This is a genomic window from Bacillus sp. FF-1, from assembly GCF_028548245.1.
In the GTDB taxonomy this organism is placed as follows: domain Bacteria; phylum Bacillota; class Bacilli; order Bacillales; family Bacillaceae_G; genus Bacillus_A; species Bacillus_A paranthracis.
In genome coordinates this window covers 372870-398574 of sequence record NZ_JAQQGG010000003.1, presented here as the reverse complement: position 1 = coordinate 398574, position 25705 = coordinate 372870, and the positions used below count along the sequence as shown (strand labels likewise).

29 protein-coding genes are annotated in these 25705 nt (G+C 35.0%); 19 read left to right on the top strand and 10 right to left on the bottom strand.

What is annotated here, in order from left to right; all coding sequences use genetic code 11:
- The first annotated feature begins 5 nt into the window (after positions 1 to 5).
- From PQF83_RS12570 to PQF83_RS12545, 6 genes are all read left to right on the top strand, one after another.
- Complete coding sequence (locus PQF83_RS12570; protein ID WP_000445966.1) at positions 6 to 1034, top strand: FecCD family ABC transporter permease; 1029 nt, start codon at positions 6 to 8, stop codon at positions 1032 to 1034.
- Positions 1021 to 1839, top strand: a complete 819-nt coding sequence (locus PQF83_RS12565; protein WP_000626533.1) for an ABC transporter ATP-binding protein — start codon at positions 1021 to 1023, stop codon at positions 1837 to 1839. Before PQF83_RS12570 ends, PQF83_RS12565 begins: the two co-directional genes overlap by 14 nt.
- Entirely contained in the window at positions 1806 to 2204 is a 399-nt protein-coding gene (locus tag PQF83_RS12560) for an ankyrin repeat domain-containing protein (RefSeq protein ID WP_001258470.1), read from the top strand. The genes PQF83_RS12565 and PQF83_RS12560 overlap by 34 nt, the downstream gene beginning before the upstream one ends.
- Positions 2205 to 2476: 272 nt before the next feature.
- On the top strand, positions 2477 to 3016 hold the full coding sequence (locus PQF83_RS12555; protein WP_370647175.1) for a GNAT family N-acetyltransferase: 540 nt from the start codon (positions 2477 to 2479) through the stop codon (positions 3014 to 3016).
- Between the two features lie 56 nt (positions 3017 to 3072).
- Positions 3073 to 3531 (top strand): GNAT family N-acetyltransferase, encoded by a 459-nt coding sequence (locus PQF83_RS12550; protein WP_000276116.1) that lies wholly within the window; start codon positions 3073 to 3075, stop codon positions 3529 to 3531.
- A gap of 111 nt (positions 3532 to 3642) precedes the next feature.
- A complete protein-coding gene (locus PQF83_RS12545) occupies positions 3643 to 4020 on the top strand; it encodes a MaoC/PaaZ C-terminal domain-containing protein (protein ID WP_000025011.1) in 378 nt (125 codons plus the stop codon).
- 29 nt (positions 4021 to 4049) lie between these two features.
- Here the strand turns inward: PQF83_RS12545 and PQF83_RS12540 are convergent, their stop codons facing one another.
- Entirely contained in the window at positions 4050 to 4595 is a 546-nt protein-coding gene (locus PQF83_RS12540) for a helix-turn-helix domain-containing protein (RefSeq protein WP_001020702.1), read from the bottom strand.
- Positions 4596 to 4751: 156 nt separating this feature from the next.
- Here PQF83_RS12540 and PQF83_RS12535 point away from each other — a divergent pair, with 156 nt between their 5' ends.
- Both PQF83_RS12535 and PQF83_RS12530 read left to right on the top strand, forming a co-directional pair.
- Entirely contained in the window at positions 4752 to 5156 is a 405-nt protein-coding gene (locus PQF83_RS12535; RefSeq protein WP_001071558.1) for a DoxX family protein, read from the top strand.
- A gap of 21 nt (positions 5157 to 5177) precedes the next feature.
- Positions 5178 to 6035: a VOC family protein gene (locus PQF83_RS12530; RefSeq protein ID WP_000009821.1), complete on the top strand. Its 858-nt coding sequence runs from the start codon at positions 5178 to 5180 to the stop codon at positions 6033 to 6035.
- 16 nt (positions 6036 to 6051) lie between these two features.
- Here the strand turns inward: PQF83_RS12530 and PQF83_RS12525 are convergent, their stop codons facing one another.
- From PQF83_RS12525 to PQF83_RS12515, 3 genes are all read right to left on the bottom strand, one after another.
- A complete protein-coding gene (locus tag PQF83_RS12525) occupies positions 6052 to 6366 on the bottom strand; it encodes a 4a-hydroxytetrahydrobiopterin dehydratase (protein ID WP_000979545.1) in 315 nt (104 codons plus the stop codon).
- A complete protein-coding gene (locus PQF83_RS12520; RefSeq protein ID WP_000163099.1) occupies positions 6347 to 8101 on the bottom strand; it encodes an aromatic amino acid hydroxylase in 1755 nt (584 codons plus the stop codon). The genes PQF83_RS12525 and PQF83_RS12520 overlap by 20 nt, the downstream gene beginning before the upstream one ends.
- A gap of 192 nt (positions 8102 to 8293) precedes the next feature.
- A complete protein-coding gene (locus PQF83_RS12515; protein WP_000754138.1) occupies positions 8294 to 11047 on the bottom strand; it encodes a S8 family serine peptidase in 2754 nt (917 codons plus the stop codon).
- Positions 11048 to 11275: 228 nt separating this feature from the next.
- Here PQF83_RS12515 and PQF83_RS12510 point away from each other — a divergent pair, with 228 nt between their 5' ends.
- On the top strand, positions 11276 to 12508 hold the full coding sequence (locus PQF83_RS12510; RefSeq protein ID WP_000819449.1) for an eIF2A-related protein: 1233 nt from the start codon (positions 11276 to 11278) through the stop codon (positions 12506 to 12508).
- A 47-nt stretch (positions 12509 to 12555) separates the two neighbouring features.
- On the opposite strand, the gene PQF83_RS12505 is transcribed toward PQF83_RS12510, so the two are convergent.
- Both PQF83_RS12505 and PQF83_RS12500 read right to left on the bottom strand, forming a co-directional pair.
- Positions 12556 to 12678 (bottom strand): DUF4023 domain-containing protein, encoded by a 123-nt coding sequence (locus PQF83_RS12505; RefSeq protein ID WP_000071861.1) that lies wholly within the window; start codon positions 12676 to 12678, stop codon positions 12556 to 12558.
- A gap of 75 nt (positions 12679 to 12753) precedes the next feature.
- Positions 12754 to 13092: a hypothetical protein gene (locus tag PQF83_RS12500; RefSeq protein WP_000871757.1), complete on the bottom strand. Its 339-nt coding sequence runs from the start codon at positions 13090 to 13092 to the stop codon at positions 12754 to 12756.
- 170 nt (positions 13093 to 13262) lie between these two features.
- On the opposite strand from PQF83_RS12500, the gene PQF83_RS12495 reads away from it, so the two are divergent.
- The 3 genes from PQF83_RS12495 to PQF83_RS12485 all read left to right on the top strand — a co-directional run bounded on the left by PQF83_RS12495 (position 13263) and on the right by PQF83_RS12485 (position 15185).
- Complete coding sequence (locus PQF83_RS12495; protein ID WP_000766621.1) at positions 13263 to 13865, top strand: histidine phosphatase family protein; 603 nt, start codon at positions 13263 to 13265, stop codon at positions 13863 to 13865.
- Between the two features lie 18 nt (positions 13866 to 13883).
- Positions 13884 to 14420 carry a hypothetical protein gene (locus PQF83_RS12490; RefSeq protein WP_000267385.1) on the top strand — a complete coding sequence of 179 codons (537 nt, stop codon included), beginning with the start codon at positions 13884 to 13886 and terminating at the stop codon, positions 14418 to 14420.
- A 264-nt stretch (positions 14421 to 14684) separates the two neighbouring features.
- Positions 14685 to 15185, top strand: coding sequence for a DoxX family protein (locus PQF83_RS12485; protein ID WP_000236600.1), 501 nt, complete (start codon positions 14685 to 14687; stop codon positions 15183 to 15185).
- Between the two features lie 36 nt (positions 15186 to 15221).
- Here PQF83_RS12485 and PQF83_RS12480 read toward each other — a convergent pair whose 3' ends face one another.
- Positions 15222 to 16106: an alpha/beta fold hydrolase gene (locus PQF83_RS12480; protein WP_000819826.1), complete on the bottom strand. Its 885-nt coding sequence runs from the start codon at positions 16104 to 16106 to the stop codon at positions 15222 to 15224.
- A gap of 15 nt (positions 16107 to 16121) precedes the next feature.
- Complete coding sequence (locus PQF83_RS12475) at positions 16122 to 16955, bottom strand: GNAT family N-acetyltransferase (RefSeq protein WP_000691519.1); 834 nt, start codon at positions 16953 to 16955, stop codon at positions 16122 to 16124.
- Between the two features lie 261 nt (positions 16956 to 17216).
- Here PQF83_RS12475 and PQF83_RS12470 point away from each other — a divergent pair, with 261 nt between their 5' ends.
- Entirely contained in the window at positions 17217 to 18602 is a 1386-nt protein-coding gene (locus PQF83_RS12470) for an alkaline phosphatase (RefSeq protein WP_000714929.1), read from the top strand.
- Positions 18603 to 18656: 54 nt separating this feature from the next.
- Positions 18657 to 19124: a hypothetical protein gene (locus tag PQF83_RS12465; RefSeq protein ID WP_001201015.1), complete on the top strand. Its 468-nt coding sequence runs from the start codon at positions 18657 to 18659 to the stop codon at positions 19122 to 19124.
- A gap of 54 nt (positions 19125 to 19178) precedes the next feature.
- On the opposite strand, the gene PQF83_RS12460 is transcribed toward PQF83_RS12465, so the two are convergent.
- The gene (locus tag PQF83_RS12460) at positions 19179 to 19829 is read right to left on the bottom strand and encodes a GTP pyrophosphokinase (RefSeq protein WP_000456216.1); all 651 of its coding nucleotides are present in this window, start codon (positions 19827 to 19829) and stop codon (positions 19179 to 19181) included.
- 352 nt (positions 19830 to 20181) lie between these two features.
- Between PQF83_RS12460 and PQF83_RS12455 the strand changes: the two genes are divergently transcribed.
- The 3 genes from PQF83_RS12455 to PQF83_RS12445 all read left to right on the top strand — a co-directional run bounded on the left by PQF83_RS12455 (position 20182) and on the right by PQF83_RS12445 (position 22683).
- Positions 20182 to 20805 carry a nitroreductase family protein gene (locus PQF83_RS12455; RefSeq protein ID WP_001008505.1) on the top strand — a complete coding sequence of 208 codons (624 nt, stop codon included), beginning with the start codon at positions 20182 to 20184 and terminating at the stop codon, positions 20803 to 20805.
- A 144-nt stretch (positions 20806 to 20949) separates the two neighbouring features.
- On the top strand, positions 20950 to 21099 hold the full coding sequence (gene rpmG, locus PQF83_RS12450) for a 50S ribosomal protein L33 (protein ID WP_001265617.1): 150 nt from the start codon (positions 20950 to 20952) through the stop codon (positions 21097 to 21099).
- Between the two features lie 90 nt (positions 21100 to 21189).
- Positions 21190 to 22683: a YcdB/YcdC domain-containing protein gene (locus PQF83_RS12445; protein WP_001072052.1), complete on the top strand. Its 1494-nt coding sequence runs from the start codon at positions 21190 to 21192 to the stop codon at positions 22681 to 22683.
- Positions 22684 to 22726: 43 nt separating this feature from the next.
- Here PQF83_RS12445 and PQF83_RS12440 read toward each other — a convergent pair whose 3' ends face one another.
- Positions 22727 to 23620, bottom strand: coding sequence for a hypothetical protein (locus PQF83_RS12440; protein ID WP_000956571.1), 894 nt, complete (start codon positions 23618 to 23620; stop codon positions 22727 to 22729).
- Positions 23621 to 23802: 182 nt separating this feature from the next.
- Here PQF83_RS12440 and sigK point away from each other — a divergent pair, with 182 nt between their 5' ends.
- Entirely contained in the window at positions 23803 to 24516 is a 714-nt protein-coding gene (gene sigK, locus PQF83_RS12435) for an RNA polymerase sporulation sigma factor SigK (protein ID WP_000051382.1), read from the top strand.
- Between the two features lie 290 nt (positions 24517 to 24806).
- Positions 24807 to 25595 carry a phosphatidylserine decarboxylase gene (locus PQF83_RS12430; protein ID WP_001254995.1) on the top strand — a complete coding sequence of 263 codons (789 nt, stop codon included), beginning with the start codon at positions 24807 to 24809 and terminating at the stop codon, positions 25593 to 25595.
- Positions 25596 to 25705 lie beyond the last annotated feature (110 nt).

Genomic DNA, 25705 nt, shown 5'->3' with positions numbered 1-25705 from the left:
TAAGTATGGAAAGTAGTGAAGTAGTAAGGGAAAAGGAACATCCTTTTGCGAAAAAAAGATGGATCATAGCAGTTACCTTAGTTGTATTAACGGTTTTATGTCTTTTTTACGGTCTTTTCGCAGGAAGCCTATCCTTTTCTTTACGAGATATTGTAACAGGGATACAAGATGAAGGTTCGACAGTTCATCGAATTGTATGGGACCTTCGTATACCAAGAGTGCTCGTTGGATTTATAGTAGGAACATGTTTAGCTGCATCTGGCGCAATGCTGCAAGGGGTGATGAGAAATCCTCTTGCAGACCCTGGTATTATCGGGGTGTCATCTGGAGCAGGCCTTGTTGCAATTGTAATTATGATTTTATTCCCTCAGCATATGGCGTTTTTACCACTCGGTGCGTTTTTAGGAGCTTTCATAACGGCGATGATCATTTATGCTTTATCATGGCAAAAAGGGGCGCCACCTTCAAGAATTGTCTTAGTAGGTGTGTCAATTAATGCATTAATAGGTGCAGCGACGTCAGCATTAATGTTATTACATAGTGACAAAGTACAATCCGTGTTACCGTGGTTAGCGGGTGGTATTGGCGGTGTAAGTTGGGCACATTTACATATGATTATTTATTATGCAATATTCGCTATTATATTGGCCTTCTTCGGTATCAAGCATATTCGAGTATTAATGCTTGGAGATGAAATGGCGAAATTATTAGGTCATAACGTGGAGAGAAGTCGTTTTTATTTAATAGTAGTAAGCACATTATTAGCTGGAATAGCAGTTAGTGTTTCTGGTCTTATTGGATTTGTCGGCCTTGTCGTACCACATATGTTACGTTTATTAGTTGGAAATGACTATAAATATTTACTGCCATTATCATGCATTGGCGGAGGGATATTACTTGTTTTCGCGGATGCGATAGCTCGAAGTTGGTTTGATCCAATTGAATTGCCTGTCGGTATTTTATTATCCTTCTTAGGCGGTCCGTTCTTCTTATATTTAATTCATAGAGGGGGAAAACAGCGTGATTTCCGTTAATAAAGTGTTTTACGCACATTCTGAAAGATTTCAAATGCAAAATATGAATGTACATATTAAAGCTGGAGAAGTCGTTAGTTTGATTGGACCGAATGGATCTGGGAAATCTACTTTGCTTCGTTTAATAGCAAGACTACTTAAACAAAGCGAAGGGGATATCGTTTTAGATGGAAAAAGTATTCATACGATGAAAAGTGCCGATGTAGCGAAGCAATTAGCGATGTTACCACAAATGCATGATCATCAATTAGATTTAACAGTGAAAGAATTAATCGAATTTGGAAGAGGACCTCATAAGTTATGGAGAGGTCGCTTAAATAAAGAAGATGAAGAAATTGTTGATTGGGCATTGTCTGTTACAAATCTTGAAGGGTATGAATATCGTCTTTTACAATCTTTATCAGGAGGGGAAAGACAACGCGCTTGGATTGCAATGACGCTAGCACAACGTACGAATGTCTTATTATTGGATGAGCCAACAACTTTTTTAGATATCGTTCATCAGTTGGAAGTAATGGAACTTGTGAAACGACTAAACGAGGAATTTGGCATGACAATTATAATGGTTTTACATGATATTAACCAAGCGGCTCAATATAGTGATCGTTTACTCGTATTAAAGCGAGGGAAGCTTCAGTATGATGGCATACCAGAAGAAGTGTTATGTCATGAAATGTTTCAACATGTATTTGGCATAGAGGTAGATATTTTTCAAGGAAGCGATAAGCCATTTTTTACACCGAAACGAATTTCTAAAAAAGGAGGAGCAAAATGCGAACAGAAGAACGTGTTACCACTGAGTTAGTAAGGGAATTTGTTATGGCAGCTCACGGAGATTTAGAAAAAGTACAAGAACTGTTGGCTGAATCGCCAAGTTTACTTCATGCTTCTTACAATTGGGGTGGATCAGATTGGGAAAGTGCGTTAGGAGCAGCGGCACATGTAGGGCGTAAAGATATTGCTCTTTACTTATTAGAAAAGGGGGCTCGAATGGATATTTTCGCGGCCGCTATGCTGGGGGAATTAGAAGTTGTACAAGCTATTTTAGTAGCACAACCAGAAGCATTACGTGCATCTGGTCCACATGGTATTTCTCTTCTGCAACATGCACGAATGGGTGGAGAAAAAGCACAGCGTGTATTTGACTACTTAACGGTGCTTTCTTACTGACCGCCAAAGTTCTTATGTGCGGTAAACTTTTCACTTTTATATAATTGGAAAGTTTACCGCCCGTTAGAACGGGATAAGTATCTAGTGTATTTGAAAATCCTACACCCCCCTCAATTGTAGTTTTCTTTATGCTAGTTATGATATGGATGCAGTAGACAATATTTGTCTACTGCCTTTTTTAATTCTTTTGAGATTGAATATTCTGTATTTCAATGTTAGTTCATTTATAATAGATAGTAACATTTAGTATGGATACAAGACGTGAGCGTGTAATGAAGTACAAATTCGTGGGAAGGAGTGCAGAAATGTTTCATACAGATCGTTTACAAATTCGCAAATATACAATGGATGATTTACAGTTCTACGCTTCACTATGGGGAAATGAGAAGGTAATGCGCTATATTGGAAATGGGACGTTAAAAACATATATGCAGTGTAAAAAAAGTTTGGAGGAGTGGGTGATTCCTAGCTATAAAAACGGTCTCGGTTTATTTGTATTGATTGAAAAGGAAACGGGAATACGAATTGGTCATGCAGGATTAGTAAAGCAGCAAATAGATGGAAAAGAGGAAATTGAAATTGGTTATTGGTTATTACCTCAGTATTGGGGAAAAGGGTATGCGAAAGAAGCAGCGGCAGCATTTCGAGATTATGGCTTCCAAGCGTTACGAATGAATAAATTAATCTCTCTTATTAATCCGGATCACCCCGCTTCAATCTTTGTTGCTAGAAAAACGGGGCTTAGTTATGAGAAAACAACTTCATTTCATGGGATGGATGTTCTCGTTTATTCCATTAGGCGCATTGGATGAAAAAAGGTGAATTGCATCTTTTGAAGAATGGTATATAAAAATAAAGGGGGGATTACATGTACATTTATCATAATGGACTTATTATTCGTGAGGGAACGAATGGTGTACCTGCATATGCAATTAAAACTTTATTCGAAGATGCCGGTTGGAGCAATGATAATATCCCTTCTTGGCAAATTGAAAAATTCACGATAGCATTTGAAAATTCAACATGGGCATTCACAATTTGGGATGAAGAAGAGATGATTGCGATGGTTAGAGTCATTTCTGATGGAATCATGGTCGCCAACATAGTAAATTTAGTTGTGAAATGTGAATATAGAGGGAAGGGATTAGGTAAGAAACTTGTTGCTCTTTGTTTGCAAAAATTGCCACATGGTGACTGGTTTGCGCATACTTCTGCGAGTAATTTTGATTTTTATAGAAGTTGTGGTTTTGAGGTGAGAGAGTTATCGAGAAATGGAACATGTGCGTACTATGGATATCAAATAGCCAAAAAAGAGGGGCACCGATAAGGAGAAAAAGTAGAACAGAAAAAGGCTTACTATTTTAATAATATAAACTGAACTAAGATTCATTTTATGATAAAATGAAAGAAAATTCTGTTTATTATTAGGGGGATAAAAATGAGTATAAAAGTTGGGGATGTATTTAAATACGAAAGAAGATTTACTGAGGAAGAGGTTTTTGAATTTGCAAATATTACAGGGGATAAAGGTAGGCATCATATGGAATATGATGAAAATGGACGTTTAATGGTTCATGGTTTATTGACTGCTAGTATTGGAACGAAAGTAGGCGAAGAATTACATTACATAGCAAGAGAATTAGTAAGTGAGTTTATTAGACCAGTTTTTACAGGAGATACGATCACTTGTGAATTAACTTTAACGAATGTTGAACAGATGGAAGGATACAAAAAGGTTTCAATCGAGTCAGTTTATCGTAATCAACACGAAAAGACTGTACTAGTTGGGACAAGCTATGGAGTTATAAGAGGATAAAAAGAAGCCTGATTTACAGGCTTCTTTTTTTAATAAACACGTTTTCGATTTTCTGCATGACTAGAGATGAGTAATAATGCAGTTTCTTCTCCTATATTACGAACGATATGAGGAACACATGCATTCCAGGAGAAAGAATCTCCTTCTTCTACAATTGCAACATCTTCTCCATGTTGAACTTCTAGTTTTCCGCGTAATACAAGGTGACATTCTTCTCCTTCATGGGCATTTGGTGTGTTTTCTTTCGGAAATCCAGCAGGAATTTCTACGAGATTGAGGCGAAGGCCACCTTGCTCTGCAACATGTTCAATTCTTTGTTCATCTTTTCCGTATACACTATATTTACGCTCTACCTTTTTGACAACTTTCAATCGATCTTTTTGTTCTAACAATAAATAGGGAAGAGGAACGTTTAAAAAATTGGAGATTGTTTCTAAAGTTGAGATAGATGGTGATGTTTTATTATTTTCAACCTGACTCATAAACCCTTTAGAAAGACCTGTTCCCTCACAAATTTGTGCAATTGTTATGCCTCTACGTTGACGAATTTCACGTATTGCAGAACCAATATTCATAAAATCAAGCTCCTTTTTATAAACAACTATTTGTATCATAGCAAAAAAAATATATATTTTCCCAGTGAAAATGAATTGACGAATAAAAAAAATTAGTGTATGTTTTGTAATGTAAATAAAAGTTTTGTATAAGAAAACTATAAAGGAGAGAAGGAAATGAATCAACATATTGGTAACTTAATTATTCGTATCGTGTTAGGGGTAACGTTCTTTATGCACGGTTTAACAAAATTCCAATCGGGAATTGACAATATTGCAGGGTGGTTCACAAGCATTGGTTTACCAGGAGGACTTGCATACGGTGTAGCAACAGTTGAATTAGTTGGCGGTCTATTATTAATTCTAGGTTTAGGTGTAAGATATATTGGATTATTATTTGCACTAGTTATGGTTGGAGCAATTGTAAAAGTAAAATGGTCAGCTGGTTTATTAGGAGATGGAAAAAATCCTGGTTTCGAATTAGAGCTTGCATTGTTAGCAATGGGTGCGTACTTATTTGTTGCGAAAGAGGATGGTTTTGTAGATAATTTCTTAAAAGAGAAAATGTCAAAGAAGAACTAATTTAAATGGGAGGCTAACAAGATGAGTTTTCAACTTCATCCCGATACAACACTTGATGTTGTTCATTTATATGTATCAAATATAAAGAAATCACTAGAGTTTTATACAGAAGTACTACGTATGAAAGTGCTAAAAGAAGATGAAATGGTCGTTACATTTGGGAATGAAAATAACGAACCACTCCTTATCATTGAAGAAAAGAAAGAAGCCTTACCAAAGCAAAGAGGGAGAACGGGTTTATATCATTACGCAATTTTATTACCGAGCAGACAGGATTTAGCGAATATCCTTCGTCATCTTGTAGAAATGGTATATCCACTGCACGGCGGAGCTGACCATTACTTTAGTGAGGCCCTTTATTTAGCTGATCCAGATGGAAACGGGATTGAAATTTATCATGATCGTCAAAAAGAAGTTTGGCGTGATGAGAATGGAGAGCTACCATTTGTTAGTAACCCGTTAGCTGGTGAAGAATTATTACAGCAAGGAAGTAAATGGAGTGGGTTTCCAGCTGGTACTGTGATGGGACATATTCATTTCCATGTAGCTGATTTGGAAGAAGCGAAACGTTTCTATGTGGATGGTCTTGGCTTTGAAGTAACGATCCCAGCCCGTAATGGGGCGCTCTTTGTATCGGCAGGCGGCTACCATCACCATATCGGTTTAAATACGTGGCAAGGTGAAGGAATACTACCGCAAATGCCAAATTCTGTTGGCTTGAAATATTTCACAATTGTACTAGCAGATGAAAAACAAAAAGAGCAAGTATGTGAAAGCTTAAAAAATATTGGCAAGATTGCTACGTACAAAGATGGAATATTACAAGTAGAGGATCCATTTGGACATTGTATCCATTTCAAAATAAAAGGAGAAGCCTAATAAAGGCTTCTCTTTTTTACTTTCTTATAATGGCTTTTTCATTTTGGACAAATAGTTCATCAAATTGCTTCGCAAGCTCAAAATCGAGTTTCGTTAAACCTTTTGCATTCCAAGATGACAAAGTAATAATGACTGCTTTATACTGGATAAGGATAAATGGGTGGTGATTATGTTCTTCTGATAGTTTGGCGGCTTCAGAGACAAATTCGACTCCTTTTAAGTAGTCGGAAAACATATATTTTCTTTCAATCCATTTTTCATCTTTTACTACCCATTTATCTAACCTCAATAATTCTTCTTGAACTTCCTCTTCAGTTAATCGTAGCATCATTTTTCACATCCTTTACTGGAAGTAGCGTAAGACCATTGTTAATAAGACGTGTTACAGCTTCATCCGTTGTGAAAGTAGAAAGTTGTTGTAATAATGCTGCTGATGTTTCGTGCCCTTTGTTATGCTCTAAAAGCAATTCTAATATTTCAAGGCGAAGTAACCATTCTTTCGGATACAATTTATTTAATACTTCTTGAATTGCTACTAATTGCTCGATATGCGCGTCGTGTAAAATACCTTCATTTCGGATATCGCGAACTGTTTGATACATACGTTCAAGTTCATTCAGTACAAGTGGAGCAGGAATTTCTTGGATTTCTTCATCCATTGGGAAAAATGCTGCAGCATCTGCGGCACCTGGGAATACCGAAGTGATTGTTGAACCAACAGCCATATCAAATGCGCCCCATGAAGCATCAAATAAAACGCGGTCGTTATAAGTAACTGTACAATTGATAAAGGAAATAAGAGCGATTTTATTATCGTTTTTTACAATATCTGTTACTGTTCCTTTTACATGAATACCACTTGCAAAAGTAAACTCAGCAACATTTCCAATTGTAATTCCTAATGATTGTAATTGTTCATCTGTACAATTTTCTAATGCAATATTTTCAGTGAGTAATCCAATTGGTGTTCCAAACCCGTCACTGTGTACAGACGTAGAATGATTCGCTAGCTGTTTATTGTGAATTGCTAATGCTGTTGGCGAGCTCGTTCGCATGTAAATCAATTCACCTGCATCGTTTTCAATTGTCTCGGTAAATGTACCTGTAATTTGTAAGCCGCTATTTAATTCAGCAGTTGCATGATTTTCAGAGCGAATTGCTTTTTCTAATCCTTCTTTACCACCTGTTTTAAAGGCCATCGTTTCAGAGAATTTCTCAAGTGCTTCTGTTAATTCTTCAAATGATTCACAAACAAATAGTTGTGGTTGCATTTTTGTTACGTCATAAGTTGTACTTGTACATGCCTCTATAGAGAATGGAACCTTTTCTACAGCGTCTGTTAAGCAATATTTGCTTTCGCCAACAGAAGAAAGGAGACCAGCACCATATATTTTTGGAGCATCTATATTTCCAATTAATCCATATTCTACTGTCCACCAGAAAAGACGTGAAATTTGTTCCGCTTCTGATAAGCCAGAAACTAACTTTTGTTTTTCAAGTACATTATTCTCAGCAGCTGTAACTTCATCAGGAGTAGAAGTAGGGCTTTCTTTTACAATTGTTAATGTACGAACAGCTTCGAATGCATCATGTTCTTCTTTTGTTGAGAAAGCTTTTGCACCAATTTGTCCAAATCGTTTCACATATTTTGCATATGTAGGATCAAGTAAAATAGGTGCGTGTCCTGCAGCTTCGTGTACAATATCTGGAGCTGGTGTATACTCGATATTCTCTACCTTGCGAATATCTGTTGCGATTGGTAGCAATCCGTGCCCTTGAAAATCGAAAAATGCGACGCCAGGAATAAGTCCGTCAATCGTTACAGCGCCCCAGCCGCTTGGCGCCAAACATTCATTCATTTCTTCTACCTTTGGAATTGCATCTATATTAATACCAGATGATTGTAGTCCGTTCACATAGGCTGGATGAGCAACGTCTTTTAAGAAGCTATGATTTTGTCTCATAATGTAACGCCATACAGCGTGGTTCACCGGTGTGTATTGATCATAATGCTGTGTGGATACGAATGGTTTTAAATGCGATGGAATTTCTCTTTTCTTTGTCATTTAGACATCCTCCTTTTTTTAAATAAAATTAAGTATCGGTTTCGTATAGCTTGTATCACCCCCTTTCAAAAATTGTAAGCGCTTATAAAATTTTATCATAAGATTCGGAATTATTTAATATTTGTTTCTGTGAGAAATAGAAAAAGCCCCTATCGGAAAATCCGATAGGGGCGAAAGAATCGGGTTACTACCTTATTTCACATCTAAATCAACATTTAAATTAGATGTATTTCCAGCTGCATCTGTTGCTACAATGTGAATTGTATTTTTACCTTCTTGTAATTGAGTACGCTCTAAATAAATGCCGTAATTTTTCTCCCAAGGATTTAGGAATGCACTTTCCCATACACCATTTCCGTTGATTTCATACTGTAGTCTCACTGGAATTCCAGGTGCTACCCAACCAGATTCTGTCATCCAATCTAGTAAGATATCATCCACTTTTCCTGTGATTACAAGGTTTTCTTGGTCAATTTCGTATGTTAACTTAGGTGCAGTTCGATCCAGAAATACAGCAGCTGTTTGTTTTGTTTCCCCACCAGAATTAGAGGCAACTGCTTCGATTTGGTATAGACCGTCAGCTAACGGAGTACCATCTGCTTTTGTACCATTCCATTTGAAAGGTTTGTATCCAGCTGTTTCATTTTTAGCTTGATGGATAATCCCTTGGTACGTTACACGTTCTTTTGTAACTAAATTTGCGTGCAATGTTACATCATCCACAGGTGCAACTAAATAGTAGTTGATGAGATTATCGTCTAATATTTGGTCACCATTTGGACTAAATGTAGAATTAATAATTTCGAGTCCATCTATACGTTTGTAATCTTTAGGATCGATACTAAATGTAAATGGAATGCGAGTTTCTTCCTTCTTACCTTGTTCTTTTATATACACATTTCCAGTATAGACACCTTGGGGTAGCGAACTATCGACAGTGATAGTAAATGGTTTTTCGGTACTACTATTCGGCTGTATGCTAATCGATGAAGGTACAGAAGTTTTTACTTTTGTTTTTGTGTTTGTATCTAGCAATTCCACACGAGTTGAAAAACTTTTCTTTTTACTAGATAGATTTTGTAACGTAATATTTTGCGTCAGTTTTACTTTCCCACTGTTTGGCTTAATAAGACCGAAGCTCACATTGTTAGGTTTGACTAATACATCTGTTTGAGCTGCTTTCGGGATGTTAATTAAACCAGACCCTTGTGTCATAATAGGATATGTATTTTCATTCACATCTTTTAAAGTTTTTGCGGTATTGGCAAGGGATGCTTTTAATTGCTCTGTCGTCCAATCAGGATGCATTTGACGCAAGAGGGCAACCGCTCCAGCTACTTGTGGAGCAGCCATACTTGTACCATTATGAGATTCATAGCCGCCTCTCGGTACTGTACTCGTAATTTGTACGCCAGGTGCAATTATATCTGGTTTTATAAGCCAACTTCCTTGTGACGGACCTCTGGAACTGAAGTTAGCAATCAATTCGGTTGGATTTGGTTGGCCAATTTTTATATTTTTCTTACGCTTTGTAATTAAGTTTTTCAACTCTTCACCGTTTACATTGGATAGTTGCATAACTGGAAGGGCTAGGTTTTCACGTGTAAAGTATTCAGGCATAATATTGATTTCTTTTTCTGTAGAAATGAATAGTACACCAATTGCACCAGCTTGCTTCGCTTGTTCAGCTTTTACTAACGTGCTAGAAGTACCTTGTAAAACAAGTGCAAATTTTCCTTTCACATCTTGTTTTGCATAATCGCTTGGATTACCATAGCCAACATATACAAGTGGAGAATCATTTCCTATTGGGAAATCTGATTTTGATAACGGTAATCCTTGGTATGTTTTGCTGGAACCAGCTACTTGGAATGTTGGAAACGGAATAGAAACTGTAGATGCTCCAACTGATATCACGCTACTTGCATTTCCAGGTGCATCAACAGACCAAGGTTTTGGACCATCATTTCCATTGGAAACGACTGCAGTAACCCCAAGCTTTGCTGCACGTTCTAACGTTAAAGTTACAGGCTGATCAGGTACATTTAAATCTTGTCCAAGGGATAGATTTAACACATCAGCACCATCTTGAATTGCTCGTTCAATACCTTGAATAATATCATCTGTTGTACCAGTACCACCGTCATTCATGACACGATAAGCTAAAATAGAAGCATTCGGAGCAACGCCTTTAATTTTTCCGTTACCAGCAATAATTCCAGCTACATGAGTACCATGTACGTTACCATCCATTGGATCATTATCTTCATCAACTGTGTCATATCCACCGATATAATTTGCTTTTAAGTCAGGATGTGTATAGTCTACACCAGAGTCGATAATCGCTACTTTCATACCTTTTCCATCAAGCGGTTTACCAGATGGGTCTTTTAAATTCCATGCTTCAGTTGCACCAATTGTTGGTCCGCCGATATTTGGTGCTTCTTCATTAGTAGTACTTTTTGATGTTTCATGTAATTTATATGTTAAGTTCGGATAGACTGCTTTTACTTCAGGTAAAGAAGCAAGAGCGGTAATTTGATCTCCAGGAACTGAAATAGAGAATCCAGAAAATAACGTATTATACACTTCTTTAATTTTTGCACCAGGTGCTTTTTCTTTTATTTTCTTAGTTGTACCTTCTTGTGCTTTTTTAAGCTCGGTATGATAAGACTGTGTATGATTATTTTGTAAATCTGGAGCATGCTGAATGTTACTTTGTGAAGCGAGTGGAGCATGTTGCAATTCTACAATGACAGAAATTTCTTTTGATGTTTTTGTTTCAACATTTTGCGCAATTTTGTTTTCTCCCCATTGTTCAATGTTCGCTTTTAACTGTGGACTAAATTGCTTCTCCTTTTGTAGCGATTCAGCATGTGCGCTTAAAGCTCCAAAACTGGAAAAGACGAGCGCCATACTTAATAGTGTAGATGTAGTTTTTTTCATTGAAACTCCCCCTAATAAAAAGTGGTAATATTCCGAAAAATAATCTTACAAATTGATCTCGAATTACATAATCTGATGTTAGCTAAACTATATTTTCGACATAATTCATACCAATCCTCTATGAATTTAAAATTTCTTGGGAAATTTTTTCTGATTATGTCGAATAGGTATTTTTTACATATTGTAGGTGAACATTGAGGAATGCTATGAGGGGAATGGAGGGGTGTTATGAAACGGTTCATAGTAAGCGTTGGTACAATGTTAGTCGTATTTTTATGTTCAACCATTAATAGTAGCGCAGAAAATAATGAATTTAAAATTGCTTTTATTCGTCATCATGACCTCTGGATTAAAGTTGATGGAAAAGAAAAACAACTTACAAAAGGAGAGTATATAACAGGGCCAAAGTGGTCTCATGATGGAGAGTGGCTGGCATATGTAAAAGGAAAGAAACAAGGTAGTCTTGAGTTATATCGGCTGAAAGATGGAAAGAAAGTTACGCCGTTTCACTCAGAAGCATCGAATTATCAATGGTCACCAAAAGAAAATATAATTGCATTTGTATTTGCGGATACATTAAATACGTTTGATGTCCAAAAAAAGAATACAGATTTTGAAAATGTATCGGCAGGTGTAGGAGATTATGCATGGTACCCGAATGGAAAGAAGTTTCTTGTATCTTCTGAAGCACACTTACTTCCAACTGGATGGACAGGAGCTCAGCTATATGAAGTACAAAAAGATGCACATATGAATCCTCACAAAATGAAGCATTTGTATGCATTGCCAAATGAACATGATGATTTCCTAGCGTTAGTTGCAAGTGGCTTTCAGTGGTCGCCAGATCAAAAGTGGATTTCATTTTTAGCAGTACCGACAGCTTCATGGTCAGCTGATAGCAATACGCTTTGCTTAGTTCGTGCAGATGGTAGTCGTTTTGAAAAGGTAGATCAAATGTTATTAAACACACAATGGTTCAAATGGGCGCCAGCCAACAATATATTGGCCTATATTGAAGGAAGCGGGAGAGTTGCATTAGAGAATAAACATTTGAAAGTAAAAGAATTGCCAGCACTTCAGCAGAACACATTTACACCGAAAGGATATGTCGATTGGGATTTTACATGGAAGAACGATAACGTAATTATCGTCTCTCGAGCAAAAGAGGGAGGATTTGAAACATTGCCAGAAAAAAGGCCACTACCATCTTTATATGAAGTTGATAGTACAAGCAATGTACAGCATCGAATCACAAAGCCACCTCATAAGCAGGGTGATTATCATCCAATCTTTATGAAGAAGAGCAATCAATTAATATGGATACGTTCAGACCGTAAGAAAGCAGATGTATGGCTTGCTCATAGATATGGAAAGCATGAAATGAAGTGGATTGAAAATATAGATGTACCAGAGTGGTATTATGAGAAATGGAATTGGGGAAATGTTATATCGGTGAAATAACAATAAAAAATCTGCCTAAAAGATAATTTTAAGCAGATTTTTTATTATTATTTATGTGTTTTATTTGGCTTTTTTTTCGCTGGGTTTCCGTTCCCTTGACGTTTTCTATTTTGTTCATCTTTTGCTTGTTTTTCATGCAGTGTATCTAAAAAGTCATTCGAGTTACTCATTTTTCTATCGCTCCTTTCCTTTCATCTTGTCCTAATTACTATAACCATTTAGGAGGATAATCATGAGATAAAAAGTTAAGCGCTTAATTTTCTTCGATAGTATACGTAAAATATGCCATACGTAATAAATAGCATAAATAAAATTTGTAACTCTACATTTTCTTTTAAAATAGTTGCGACAGAAGTTGGTAAGTATGGTGATGTATTACTCGTTTTTATACCTAACCATTTGTTTAAGAGATTAATGGTACAAAACATAAAAACACCGGACCAGCTTGCAATGATTGCCTTTTGCTTAATTTTTGTTTCGCGTTCATCATCTGTAATCCAAGGGTTAGCAGTTTTATCACTGCTAAAAAATCCGTTTATATACCCCCATATAATCATGCCAATTAAGATGGTTAGCCATTTCATATGCATGTTTCTCCTCTCTCTTGTAAAAAGTATTTTACACATATAATTGTAATTTTTTCCAATTTGTTGTGTCAAATATTTTTTACATATCGATGTTTCATATAGCAGGAATAAAGGATGGAATAGGGAAGAAATATGTAAGAGGATTTTATAGTGAGAGGAGGATGGGGATGAAACTCATCTTTGTTCGGCACGGTGAAGGAGAACATACAAAAGATTCGCCATCAAGTTTACAAGTGCCTCATCCACCGTTAACGGATGAGGGAAGGAATCAGGCTAAATTACTTCAATGCAATGTACCCTTGCAAGAAACGGATATATTAATTGCTAGTCCTACAATTAGAACTTTACAAACGGCAACAATATGGAGTGCGAAAGTAGCTTGTCAAAAAATTGTCCACCCATATGTATCCCCACGTATTTTTCCTTATCGAGAAGGAGCGACAACATTACCATGTGATCACATAGTAGATCAGGGGGTAATAACAAATTTATTTCCACATTTTTTGATAGAGAAAAGTACAAATAAACAGCTATGGACGGAAGGTATAAATACTATTCCAGAGAATCGTTTTCAGCAAATCGTAGATGAATTTCTTCTTTGGTGTTGTCAGCTAGGCGCTGAAAGAATTTGCATTGTATCTCACGACGGGACAATTACTGCGTATCGGCAATATTTACAAAAAGTCGTTTTAACTAGAGCTGATTTTTTGCAAGAAACGGGTATATATGAAATGGATGTATCCCTTAAAATTTTGATAGAGGAGATCTAATTATAGGATGGTGGGTGTATGTGGAATGTTGCACTAGTAGTTGGCTTTAATTCTGATTTAGAGGCACAATCAATCCGAGCATCACTTGAATACTTTGGGGCGAAAGTTATAACGTACTGGATTGGTAGACCGAAAGAATTCATCGACATTCTTTCTGGAAAGGGTTTATATAACGATATTAATTATGTCGTCTTTTGCTTTCATGGTGAGGAAGGAAAGTTTGTCATGGAAGAGTTAGGTGAAGATATATATGAACAAGATGAACCGAGAGGATACTTTGGTGCAGAAGAAATTTATAAATATGCAAAATTACATAATACAAATATTGTAAATAGTGGGTGTACGTTAGGGGAACAAAAACTAGCAGAATCTTTCTTACGTAGTGGTGCGAAATCGTATATTGGATCGATAGATTATGTAGATGGAAATGCAGCACTTATGTTTACAATACGCTTATTTTACGGGCTTATTAACCATGAAAAAACGTTAGGAGAGGTTTTTGAAGAAGCACGGTTAATTGATAAAGAGACACATACATTTCGATTATATAAGTAGTGTGAAACACGTTTATTCTATATTCGAATAAACGTGTTTCACATTTAACTCACATTTTTTTTACATTTTCTTCAATGAAAACCATTATCACTTATGGTATGATATGTTCAAGTTTTTACAGGTAATAAAAGTTACTATATAAACGTTAGTTTTTAATGTTTCATACACATGTCATGAATTATTCATAATTAACATTTTAAAAATAAGTAACTAATGTTATTTTATAACTTGTAACTAACTTAATTACAAATTTAGGAGGAATATATGGTTATTCAATTTTTAAGAGAAAACAAAGCAGTTTCTTTTGTGTTAGCGGTAATTCGAGTGTATCTTGGTTACACATGGTTAATGGCTGGAATTGGTAAACTACAAGGAAAAGGATTCGATGCAACGGGTTATTTACAAGGTGCAATTGAAAAATCTAAAGGAGCACAACCGGCTGTTCAATCTTGGTGGGCATCATTTTTACAAGATTTCGCAATTCCAAACGTTGATCTATTTAATACACTTGTAACGTGGGGAGAAATTTTAGTCGGAATTGGTTTAATTGTAGGCTGTTTAACAAAAACAGCGGTCTTTTTCGGTCTTGTAATGAACTTTTCCTATATGTTTAGTGGGTCAATTGGTGTGAATCCTGAAATGGTTATTCTATCAATGTTCGTTCTAGTTTCTGGTATGAATGCTGGTAAATTTGGAATAGATGGTTTCGTTATTCCGAAAGTATTAGGTTCAAAAACTCAAAAACGCCAAAAGCAAGCTGCTTAATATATGAAAACGGGTATCTCAAAATGAGATACCCGTTTATTTTTCAGTTATTATAGGGTTTTTGCCAAAGAAATCTTTCACATACCCTACAAACTCCTGTGGTTCCTGACGAAATGGTGCGTGATAGCCTTTCTCGATAATATGGAAAGTGCTATTTTTTAAGAATTGATGATACGTTTCTCCTTCTTTCCACGAAACGCTACTATCATTTCTTCCCCATATAATTAAGGTCGGTTGTTTTATTTCATTTGCGTTGATTTGAAGACGTCTAGGCCATAATTTCATTTTATTGTAATGCTCTTCATCATTACGTTTAAATTTCACTTTGCTCTCATCATAATCTGCAATGGCAGAAACGGTATTTAAATCAGTCGACAACTGTGGTCTTGGTGATCCTTGTTTATTAACGAGTGTATGAGCACCGCCCGTAGCATCAGTTAAAATAAGGTGGGTAACGGATTCTGGATATAAATATGTTAAATTAAGAGAAATTTCTCCGCCCATTGAGTGGCCCAATATTGCAAACGAATCGTAACCTAGTTTTTTCATTAATTTATAATACAAATTTGCATGAGTTGGGAAAGAATAATAAAAATCCATCGGCTTAGATGAGCGCCCGAATCCTAAAGCATCTACAGAAATAATTGTATGATCTTTTGCTAAGTCTGAGTAAATCTTTTGAAAACCATCTGACGATCCTCCAAATCCATGGATCATAAGTAAAGGTGGTTTTTCATTGCCAATCTTTTTGAAGTAAATGGTTTGACCATCTATTTCTACCATTTTTTCCTCGGTAGCTAGTTTTGCTGTAAGTGTATTTTTAACTTGTTTTACTTGTTCTACTGGCTTTTCTGCTGCACTACATCCTACTAATAGTGTAAGAGTAAGACAACCTACCATAAAATAGCTAAATCGCTTCAATTAGGTGTCCCCTTTCTAACATAACGCTGTATCTATCATAGCAAATAGCATATTACGATTTCCAGGAAGTTGGCTACCATTTTTGATCATAAGAGGTGAAAGGAGCGTTTCTTGGAAATGTTCTGTTTGAAGAAATTTGCGAAATGAAAATTGTGAATGTGGGACATCAATTCTTACTGTGCCATTCCAACATTCACATATGTTTTGTAGTAATTGAATAGCATCTTCTTCTCGTTTGGCGATAAGTGGATTGATACATAATACATTCCCCTTTTGTATGCATAAGGAAAAAGCTTCTATACAGTTATGTCTCTCAATTTTAAAAGAGTGGCTCGTTCTTGGTAATAGTAATGAATAAAGTAAAGAACGATCGGCACCAGTTGTACTTTGATCGAGAGAAATAAGCGATATAAGATCTTTTTCTTTTACTTGTTTTGGATGAGTGATATGTGTCTTAGTAGTTTGTTTTTCAAAACGATGAATCGTCGTTACTGTTTGAAATCCGCATGATGTATACAGAGGCTCGCCAGCTTTTGTTGCAATAAGTGCAATTGGTTGTTTTGGGTGAGTGTGTTCTAAGCAGTGATTAAGCAAAATACGCCCGATACCTCGTCTTTGAAAATGAGGATGGACGATTAACATGCCAATAGTAGAAAAACTTTCTTTAAAAGGAAATACGCCTCCAGCTGCAATCAGTTTATTTTCATGCATATAACCGACAAGTGTACCGAGAGAAAGGTACATTTCGAATTGTTTTTTCATAAATGCTTTATTTTGTAACCATCCAATAGATTTGCAAAGGTCGAGTAAATCAAAAATAAAAGTTTCATCTAGCTTTATTATTTTCATACATGTTCACCACATTTCTATTAATTTTCATAAAAGTAGATGGAAAATGTTAAATAAGAGATTTACGTTAAATGAAATCCAACTTGTTTATATTTTGATTGTAAAGGTGAAGATGGTTGATATGAAAAGACAAACTTATACAAATTATAACTGATATTTACATAAGTTAACAAAAAATTTACATATAACTAATTTTCTCTTAATAGTCTTCTATTAGATTTGATAGTGGGAAATGAATAACGTAATTAGGGGGACAAGACAGTGAAAAAGTTTGTGAAAAAAGCATGGCCATTTGCAGTTGTGGCATCATTAGCAGTTACTTCGGTAGCAACATGGAATTTTACACGTTCTAGTGAAGTGAGTGCAGATGAGAACGGAAGCAATGCAAAGATTAAAAATGTCATTGTATTAATTGGGGATGGTATGGGCCCTTCATATATGACAGCTCACCGTTATATGAAAGATAATCCAAAAACTTTTGAGATGGAATCTACAGAGTTTGATAAACATCTTGTAGGAACACAAAAGACATATCCAGAAGATGAACATGAAAATATCACAGACTCTGCATCTGCAGCAACAGCTATGTCAGCAGGAATTAAAACATATAATGCGGCAATTGCAGTTGATAATGATAAAGCAGAAGTGAAAACTGTTCTTGAACAAGCGAAAGAAAAGGGGAAATCAACAGGACTAGTTGCTACTTCTGAAATTACACATGCAACACCAGCTGCTTTCGGTGCGCATGACATTAGTCGTAAAAATATGGACGCAATTGCAAATGATTATTTTGATGAGAAAATTAAAGGGAAGCATAAAGTAGATGTTATGCTTGGCGGCGGCGTAAAAAACTTTGTTAGAAAAGATCGCAATCTTACAGAAGAATTTAAGAAATCTGGTTATAGTTACGTAACAGATCGAGATCAATTGTTAAATGATAAAAATGATCAAATTCTTGGTTTATTTGCACCAGGCGGTTTAGATAAAATGATTGACCGCAATGAGAAGACACCTTCATTAGAAGAAATGACAAATGCAGCAATTGAGCGTTTGAACAAAAATAAAAAAGGTTTCTTCTTAATGGTTGAAGGAAGTCAAATTGACTGGGCAGGACACGATAATGATATCGTTGGTGCAATGAGTGAAATGGAAGACTTTGAAAAAGCATTTAAAGCTGCGATTGAGTTTGCGAAAAAAGATAAAAATACGTTAGTTATTGCAACGGCAGACCACGCTACTGGTGGATTATCTTTAGGTGCAAATGGTGAGTATAACTTTAAAGTAGATTCAATTAAAGCTGCAAAACGCACACCAGACTTTATGGCAAATGAGATTGCAAACGGTGCAAATGTAGAAGAAACATTGAAAAAATATATTGATTTACAATTAACACCTGAAGAAATTAAAGCGGTAAATGATATTGCTCCTTCAAAAGATGTAACAAAGATTGATAATGCGATTGAAGATATTTTCAATAAGCGTTCGGTTACAGGATGGACAACAGGTGGACATACAGGAGAGGATGTAAACGTATATGCATTTGGTCCTGGTAAATACTTGTTCTCTGGCGTTCAAGAGAATACAAATATCGCGAAACGTGTCTTTGATATTGTTGGCGGTGGCGACCCGAATAAAGGAAGACGCTAATTATAAACGAAAGTGAGGCGAAATGCCTCACTTTTCTTTTTAGGAGATGGGAAGATGAGAGCTTTTTTCAGGGGGATAGGACCCTTTCTAATAGGTGTATTATTGCTAGTTGGATGTCAATCCAAAGAGAATCAGATAGAACAAAAAGCTACTACTACAAAAGCTGAGGAAAAGGTACAAATAACGAAAGAAGAAGAGAAATCGATTCAAGATGTTATGGATAAATTTGTAAGGACAACAAATGAAAAAAATCTTGCTGAACATATAGAATTATTTTCAAAGAAGATGCCTAGTGCCGAAGACTTAAAAACGCAAAAAGAAGCAGCTTTTCAAAAGGGAAATAAGAAAATTGAATTGGAACATATAGACATAAAAGCTAGTAAAGCAGGGTATGTTGTTGTTGAAACAAAAGAAAAGGAAATAGATGGAGAAATCACTCTTCAGAAAAAAGTACAGTATGCACTTGGAAAAGAAGAGGATGGCTGGAAAATTGAAGAGGTTCGCACGATAGAGAAGAAATAAAGTGAAATTTTCCGTAAATAGCGCAAAAAGGTTCTCATTGGCGAGAACCTTTTTTTATAGTGGTAACATAATTTGATCTGAGCATGCTTCGATATCATCAATATCTTGGCGAATGGTTGCCATTTTATTATCAAGATCCTCAGCTTTCATTGCGGCATCATGTAGTTCATCTTTTAAATAATCAGGTATTTTCCCTTCATATTTATAATAAAGTTTATGTTCTAAACTTGCCCAAAAGTCCATTGCGAGCGTACGTAACTGAATTTCTGCAAAGACTTCTTTTGTACCAGAATTCAGTGATAAAGGATATTTAATAATCATGTGTAAACTTTTATATCCATTTTGTTTTGGATTAGCGATATAATCTTTTACCTCTATGATTTCCATATCTTCACGCTTTTGAATGACTTCTTTCAAATGATAGATATCTTCTACGAAGCAACATGTAATACGAATGCCAATGATGTCTTGTAAATGCGTTTGCGCATTTTCAACTGTCGGTAATAAATTTTTACGCTCAAGTTTTTTAATAATACTTTCAGGTTGTTTTAATCTTGTTTTTATATGTTCAAACGGGTTGTAATCCTCTAAAAATTGGGCTTCCCGGTTCATAATTTCAAATTTAGTTTTTAACTCTTCTAAAGCAAATGTATATGGTAGTACAAAAGCTTTCCAGTAGTTAACTGTTGATTGATTATATTCCATTTATATACACACCTTTTCCTATTTACAAGTGAGGTTGTTATTATACTAAACACCAAATCATGTAGGCGCAAGCAGCAAATGATGAGATCATAAAACGATATTTAGTTTTCATACTTTCAACTCCTTTCGATTAAAAATTCTATATGAATAAACGTGATTGTTAATAAATTCACTATGTACAATTTCTATAGTAATAGATTCGTGTGAATTTCGTATGAACTAATTGTTTCAGCTTTTTGTCTTTTTTTGCAAATCATCATTATTCTCGATAATTTAAAGTGTTTTTATTTGATTTATTCATTTGTATAAATTAACGTATATTTGAATTTATAGTTATTAAGGAGGCTATACGGTGAACTTTGAAGAATTAGCAATTGCTAGACGTTCTGCAATGAAATTTGTACAAGGAATAGAAATCCCAGATGAGGACTTTAAAAAAATATTTGAGCTCACAAAGCTTTCTCCATCTTGTTACAATTTGCAACATACACATTATGTTGTAATTCGTGATCAAGAGCGCAAAGAAAGATTAAAAGAGTTAGCCTTCGGACAATATAAAGTATCGAGTGCATCTGCGGTAATACTTGTTTGTGGTGACAAGAGAGCATACCAAAATGTCGAAAATATTTATTTCGGTATGAAGGTTTTAAAGATGATTGATGAATGTGAGTATGAAGATACAATTAAGCAAACGAAAGGGTTATATGAAGGAAAAGGAGAACGCTTCATGGAAGAGGAAGCGATTAGAAATGCTTCGCTAAGTGCGATGACTTTTATGTACGCAGCTAAGTATTATGGATATGATACGTGTCCAATGATCGGTTTTGATGAGAAAGCAGTACAAGGTGAATTGAATATGCCAGAGCATGTAGTACCTGTTTTAATGATTACGATAGGAAAAAGTGATACTACTAAAATTCGCCCACGAGGATATAGAAAACCAATTAGTGAGTTTGTTACATATGAGACATTTTAATACAAGGTATAGATTACTTAAATAAAAGGGTTCTATTTAGATCCCTTTTATTTTGCAATTGACAAATAGAATGAAGTTATATAATATATAAATCGTAATCATTACGATTTATTTTGCGATCTTTAAAAGAAAGGAGAATTACATATGCGTGTAAATATTACACTAGCTTGTACGGAGTGCGGTGATCGTAATTATATTTCTAAAAAAAATAAACGAAACAATCCAGAGCGCATCGAACTAAAAAAATATTGTCCACGATTAAAGCGAGTAACGTTACATCGTGAAACGAAGTAGAAGACTAGAGATATCTCTAGTCTTTTTTGTTTATTATCCTTTGGTTTTGTTTGTTATAATTACCTTAAATTGTAACAAGGGGGCGGTATGATGAATCAAAAAGATATAGAAAGAAAAGAGCAAGTGGCTCATATGATCAACATTCCAGATGATTATAGACTTGTTGTAGACGATCAAGAAGGCGTAGATGACCCGTATCATCTATTATGGTGGGAGCATAAAGAGGATGAAGAGAGAACGATACAAATTACGCTGAATAGACATACTGGTAATTTAATTGAATTTAGTATAGATGATGAAAATTCTTTTTCGGACGATAAGGAAGCTCTAGAGGAAAATCAAGCGAGAGAGATTGCAAATATATTTTTAACAAAATATACAAAAGAAGGATATGAATTTTATACATATGTAACTGTTAAGGACGACAGGCGTGGTTGGAAAGAAGTAAATTATATGCAAGAAGTGAATGGCTATCCATTGCCGAATACGGGGTGTGTTGTGCTAGTACATCCATTAGGTGATGTGATGCATTTTCATTATAATGGACAAAAAGCTATCGAGAAAAAACCGTTATGGCCAAGTGATATTGTTGAGGAGAACGTCGTCTTAGAAAATTTGAAGGCTAGACAAGATATGAGACTTGCATTTGTAGATTTAACACACTCCTCATGTGAGTATGAAAATGGAGAAGAAGTAAAAGGGTACCATCTTGTATATGAACCAGATCCTAGCCATGCATGTATTGATGCAAGTACAGGTAAAGATTTATATGGGCCAGAACATTATAAATTACCGCCAACAGTAGTTGTTGAAAAAATAGAAGAAGGTAACCGGCAAGATGACATATTCGAATTATTTGACTGGGATAAAGAAAGTTTTGCAAAAGTAGATGAGACGGAAAATAATAATGAAATAAGGATGAAATTTGTTCCGAAAGAGGAATTACAAAAACAGAAAGAAGAAAAGAATTCATATTTAATGAATGAATTCTTTAAAAAGCATTTACCGATGCTGAAATATAATAATTTAGTTAGCGTTACAATTGATAAATTAACCAATGAATTAACTGGTTTTATAAAATTGACAGATGATAAAGAAGTAAAGCAAATACTGCCTAGAGAGGAATGTTTAAAAAAAGCACTTCAATTTTTGGAACAAGTTATTCCAGATATCACACAATATCTGCGTCTTTGGGAGGAACGTGAAGAAGCTGAAGATGGGATTGAAAGATTTATTTTTTCTGTATATATAAATGATATTCCGGCAGAGTATAACCAATTTATGATTAACATCAATACGGAAAACGGTGCTGTGATGCACTACTCTGGAGAGTCTAGCAAATTTATAAAAGAATTACTTACATACGAAACAACACCAAAAGTAACGAAAGAAGAAGCGTTAGAAATATACAGAGATGCTATCCGAGTTAAATTAGAATGGTCTATAGATCATGATGTAGAGGAAACGGTATATCAATTGCTGTATAAACAAATAACGGGTGAAAATTATAAAGAATTCTTCGACGGTAGTCGAGAAATTCGTTATATTGATGCGCATACTGGGGAGAAAATTTGGAGCAAGTAAAATAAAAAGAGTTATTTTTCAAAGAAAATAACTCTTTTTATTTTTATAATTTGCCTGTTCGTTTTTCAAATGTAAATGTGATAGGAAGGTTGGAAGGAGAACTATCACTTTTAAATGTTACTTTCCATTCTTTAGAGTGGGCTTTAATTTCGAAATCAAGAAGATTCATTGCTCTACGTTTATCTATTTCTAAAAACATATTATGAATTTCTGGTTCCTGCTGTAAATTAAGAGTCTTTAGTGTGACTGTTAATGTGAAAAAATCTCGCCCTTCATATACTATTTTTGATATTTTTGTTTTTTGTGTATTTAACAGTATATAAAAACGGTCTGATGGAGTTAATTGTACAGAGTCATCAGTAATTTCATCCTCCATATTATGAAGTTCAACTAAGAAAGATGTACTATGGGAAGAATCTTTTTTGCTTGTAATCTGTAATTCAGTAGGAATCATCGGTATTTCATAAAAATCATTCCTTATTATGTTGTTGTAATCCTCTGAAAATTTACGGACTTCTTTTGGGAAAGAGTCTTCTTCTTGTGTACTTAAAAAAGTTTTATGTTGCTTTGGAATTTTTTTACTAAACTTAAATGTTTCTTTAAAGTAATAATTGGATCCAGTTAAAAATAAAAAACTACAAATTAATAAAAAAATTCGATAGGGATTTTGAAAGTGAAAGAACGATAGTATACATGTAATAAATCCAATTACATAGAAAATAAAGATAAGTAGTTCTAATTTTGAGTGAAAGGAGAAACCATAGTTATGAAAAAATTTCATTCCAATTATAATTTGAGCTCCAAAAAACAAGGAAATTCCAAATTGAAAAAATAATAAATCAGGCCCTCTCTTAATAACAAAAGTAATGAATGAAATGAAAAGTAAAAATACCCCTAAATAAATTGTTACATTTAATAATCGATCTAATGTGAGCATGAATAGTGTCCCCTTTAATAGCATATTCATATATAAATAACAATTTTATATAATTATAATATAACAATAAAATATTTTAAATGTTGGAAGTGTTGAGTTTTATAAATAAACTGTACAGACACAAACAACCTCATGCCCACATACACTTAGTAAAGACCACTATTTTGGCGGAGGTGAAAGGTTTGAGTCTATTCGCCGCAATTGGATATATGGTTCGAGAAGTGTTTGTTTTTGTTTCTTATGTGAAGAACAATGCGTTTCCGCAGCCATTATCATCAGACGATGAGAGAAAGTACTTAGAGTTAATGGAGCAAGGTGATGCTCAAGCGAGGAATCTGTTAATTGAACATAATTTACGGCTTGTAGCTCATATCGTTAAAAAATTTGAAAATACAGGGGAAGATGCAGAAGATTTAATTTCAATTGGTACAATCGGGCTCATTAAAGCAATCGAGAGCTATTCGGCAGGAAAAGGTACAAAACTTGCGACGTACGCAGCACGCTGTATTGAAAATGAAATTTTGATGCATTTACGTGTATTAAAGAAAACGAAAAAGGACGTTTCACTTCATGATCCAATCGGGCAAGATAAAGAGGGGAATGAAATATCGCTTATTGATATATTAAAATCAGAGTCTGAAGATGTAATTGATATGATCCAGCTTAGTATGGAGTTAGAAAAGATTAAAGAGTATATCGATATTTTAGACGAACGAGAGAAAGAAGTAATCGTGAAGCGTTTTGGACTGGGGCTTGATAAGGAGAAGACGCAACGAGAGATTGCGAAGGCACTTGGTATTTCCAGAAGCTACGTATCAAGAATTGAAAAGCGCGCTTTAATGAAAATGTTCCATGAATTTGTAAGAGCAGAGAAAGAGAAAAAAGCAAAAGAATAATGTACATTACAAGCAGCTGTATTTTAAAATGGGCTGCTTTTCTTTTTGGAAATAAGGAAAGAAAAAGAGTTGTGTTCAGAAGAAATCCATGTTCACTGTTGAAAATGACGGATTCTATCTGTAATATTAGAAGGTGCTAAACAATTTAAGAATGATACCGTACTTAGTTTTCTGCATGTATAATATGGCGGTTCTATATGATATGTGGGAATAAGAACTAATTTTACATATGATATAGAAGGAAAAGAAGGGGAAGCTAAAGTTATAGACTGATTAGGAGGTTCCGCAATTTGCGACGTACATTATATCGACTTATGATCGAACTTACAAATGGTCGTTTTACTTCTTATATATTACGTAAATTTGCACAATCTCGTTTGAGCTCTATCATTATTCCATCGTATGCGAAAGTATTTCAAATTAATCAAGATGAGATGGAAAAGGGTTTGAAGGAATATAGAACATTGCATGAATTATTTACACGTAAGCTAAAAGAAGGAAAGCGTAGTATTGATACAGATGCATCGAGTATCGTTAGTCCTGTTGATGGTGTTTTTGCTGATCACGGTCCTATTGAGGACACAAAAACATTTGATATTAAAGGCAAGCGTTATTCGATTGTGGATATGCTAGGTAATGAAGAACGTGCACAGCGATATGCAGGTGGTACATATATGGTTATTTATTTAAGCCCAAGTCATTATCATCGTATTCATAGTCCGCTTTCTGGTGCTGTGATTGAAAGATTTGTACTCGGTAGAAAATCATATCCGGTAAATGCAGCTGGTATGGAATACGGGAAAGAACCATTGTCAAAAAACTATCGCTCCGTTACAGAAGTGAATAGTGACGGTGAACATATGGCGCTTGTAAAAGTAGGAGCTATGTTTGTAAATAGTATTGAGCTGCTGCATGAAAGAGACACTGTTCAAAAAGGTGAAGAAATGGCATACTTTACATTCGGTTCAACAGTTGTGTTATTGTTTGAAAAAGATATGATAGAAGTAGTGCAAGAATTGAAGAGTGGACAAGAGCTTCGCCTTGGTGAAAAGATTGCTACTCGATTGGCTCATAAGTAAAAAAGATTTTATAACTGTAAGTAAGATTTATGGACAAAGATGCGTAATGATGAAATTCCCTAGATGGGAGTACTTGTTTATTCGAGAGCCATCGCAGGATGGCTCTTTTT

What these genes read in the sequence shown, in the direction of transcription:
- PQF83_RS12465 (WP_001201015.1), top strand. Translation starts at nt 18,657, where the DNA reads ATGAGAGCTTTTTTCAGGGGGATAGGACCCTTTCTAATAGGTGTATTA.
- PQF83_RS12535 (WP_001071558.1), top strand. Translation starts at nt 4,752, where the DNA reads ATGAATCAACATATTGGTAACTTAATTATTCGTATCGTGTTAGGGGTA.
- PQF83_RS12510 (WP_000819449.1), top strand. Translation starts at nt 11,276, where the DNA reads ATGAAACGGTTCATAGTAAGCGTTGGTACAATGTTAGTCGTATTTTTA.
- PQF83_RS12445 (WP_001072052.1), top strand. Translation starts at nt 21,190, where the DNA reads ATGAATCAAAAAGATATAGAAAGAAAAGAGCAAGTGGCTCATATGATC.
- PQF83_RS12460 (WP_000456216.1), bottom strand. Translation starts at nt 19,829, where the DNA reads ATGGAATATAATCAATCAACAGTTAACTACTGGAAAGCTTTTGTACTA.
- PQF83_RS12560 (WP_001258470.1), top strand. Translation starts at nt 1,806, where the DNA reads ATGCGAACAGAAGAACGTGTTACCACTGAGTTAGTAAGGGAATTTGTT.
- PQF83_RS12540 (WP_001020702.1), bottom strand. Translation starts at nt 4,595, where the DNA reads ATGAATATTGGTTCTGCAATACGTGAAATTCGTCAACGTAGAGGCATA.
- PQF83_RS12570 (WP_000445966.1), top strand. Translation starts at nt 6, where the DNA reads ATGGAAAGTAGTGAAGTAGTAAGGGAAAAGGAACATCCTTTTGCGAAA.
- PQF83_RS12440 (WP_000956571.1), bottom strand. Translation starts at nt 23,620, where the DNA reads ATGCTCACATTAGATCGATTATTAAATGTAACAATTTATTTAGGGGTA.
- PQF83_RS12515 (WP_000754138.1), bottom strand. Translation starts at nt 11,047, where the DNA reads ATGAAAAAAACTACATCTACACTATTAAGTATGGCGCTCGTCTTTTCC.
- PQF83_RS12545 (WP_000025011.1), top strand. Translation starts at nt 3,643, where the DNA reads ATGAGTATAAAAGTTGGGGATGTATTTAAATACGAAAGAAGATTTACT.
- rpmG (WP_001265617.1), top strand. Translation starts at nt 20,950, where the DNA reads ATGCGTGTAAATATTACACTAGCTTGTACGGAGTGCGGTGATCGTAAT.
- PQF83_RS12555 (WP_370647175.1), top strand. Translation starts at nt 2,477, where the DNA reads ATGAAGTACAAATTCGTGGGAAGGAGTGCAGAAATGTTTCATACAGAT.
- PQF83_RS12530 (WP_000009821.1), top strand. Translation starts at nt 5,178, where the DNA reads ATGAGTTTTCAACTTCATCCCGATACAACACTTGATGTTGTTCATTTA.
- PQF83_RS12485 (WP_000236600.1), top strand. Translation starts at nt 14,685, where the DNA reads ATGGTTATTCAATTTTTAAGAGAAAACAAAGCAGTTTCTTTTGTGTTA.
- PQF83_RS12495 (WP_000766621.1), top strand. Translation starts at nt 13,263, where the DNA reads ATGAAACTCATCTTTGTTCGGCACGGTGAAGGAGAACATACAAAAGAT.
- PQF83_RS12505 (WP_000071861.1), bottom strand. Translation starts at nt 12,678, where the DNA reads ATGAGTAACTCGAATGACTTTTTAGATACACTGCATGAAAAACAAGCA.
- PQF83_RS12475 (WP_000691519.1), bottom strand. Translation starts at nt 16,955, where the DNA reads ATGAAAATAATAAAGCTAGATGAAACTTTTATTTTTGATTTACTCGAC.
- PQF83_RS12550 (WP_000276116.1), top strand. Translation starts at nt 3,073, where the DNA reads ATGTACATTTATCATAATGGACTTATTATTCGTGAGGGAACGAATGGT.
- PQF83_RS12500 (WP_000871757.1), bottom strand. Translation starts at nt 13,092, where the DNA reads ATGAAATGGCTAACCATCTTAATTGGCATGATTATATGGGGGTATATA.
- PQF83_RS12490 (WP_000267385.1), top strand. Translation starts at nt 13,884, where the DNA reads ATGTGGAATGTTGCACTAGTAGTTGGCTTTAATTCTGATTTAGAGGCA.
- PQF83_RS12520 (WP_000163099.1), bottom strand. Translation starts at nt 8,101, where the DNA reads ATGACAAAGAAAAGAGAAATTCCATCGCATTTAAAACCATTCGTATCC.
- PQF83_RS12525 (WP_000979545.1), bottom strand. Translation starts at nt 6,366, where the DNA reads ATGATGCTACGATTAACTGAAGAGGAAGTTCAAGAAGAATTATTGAGG.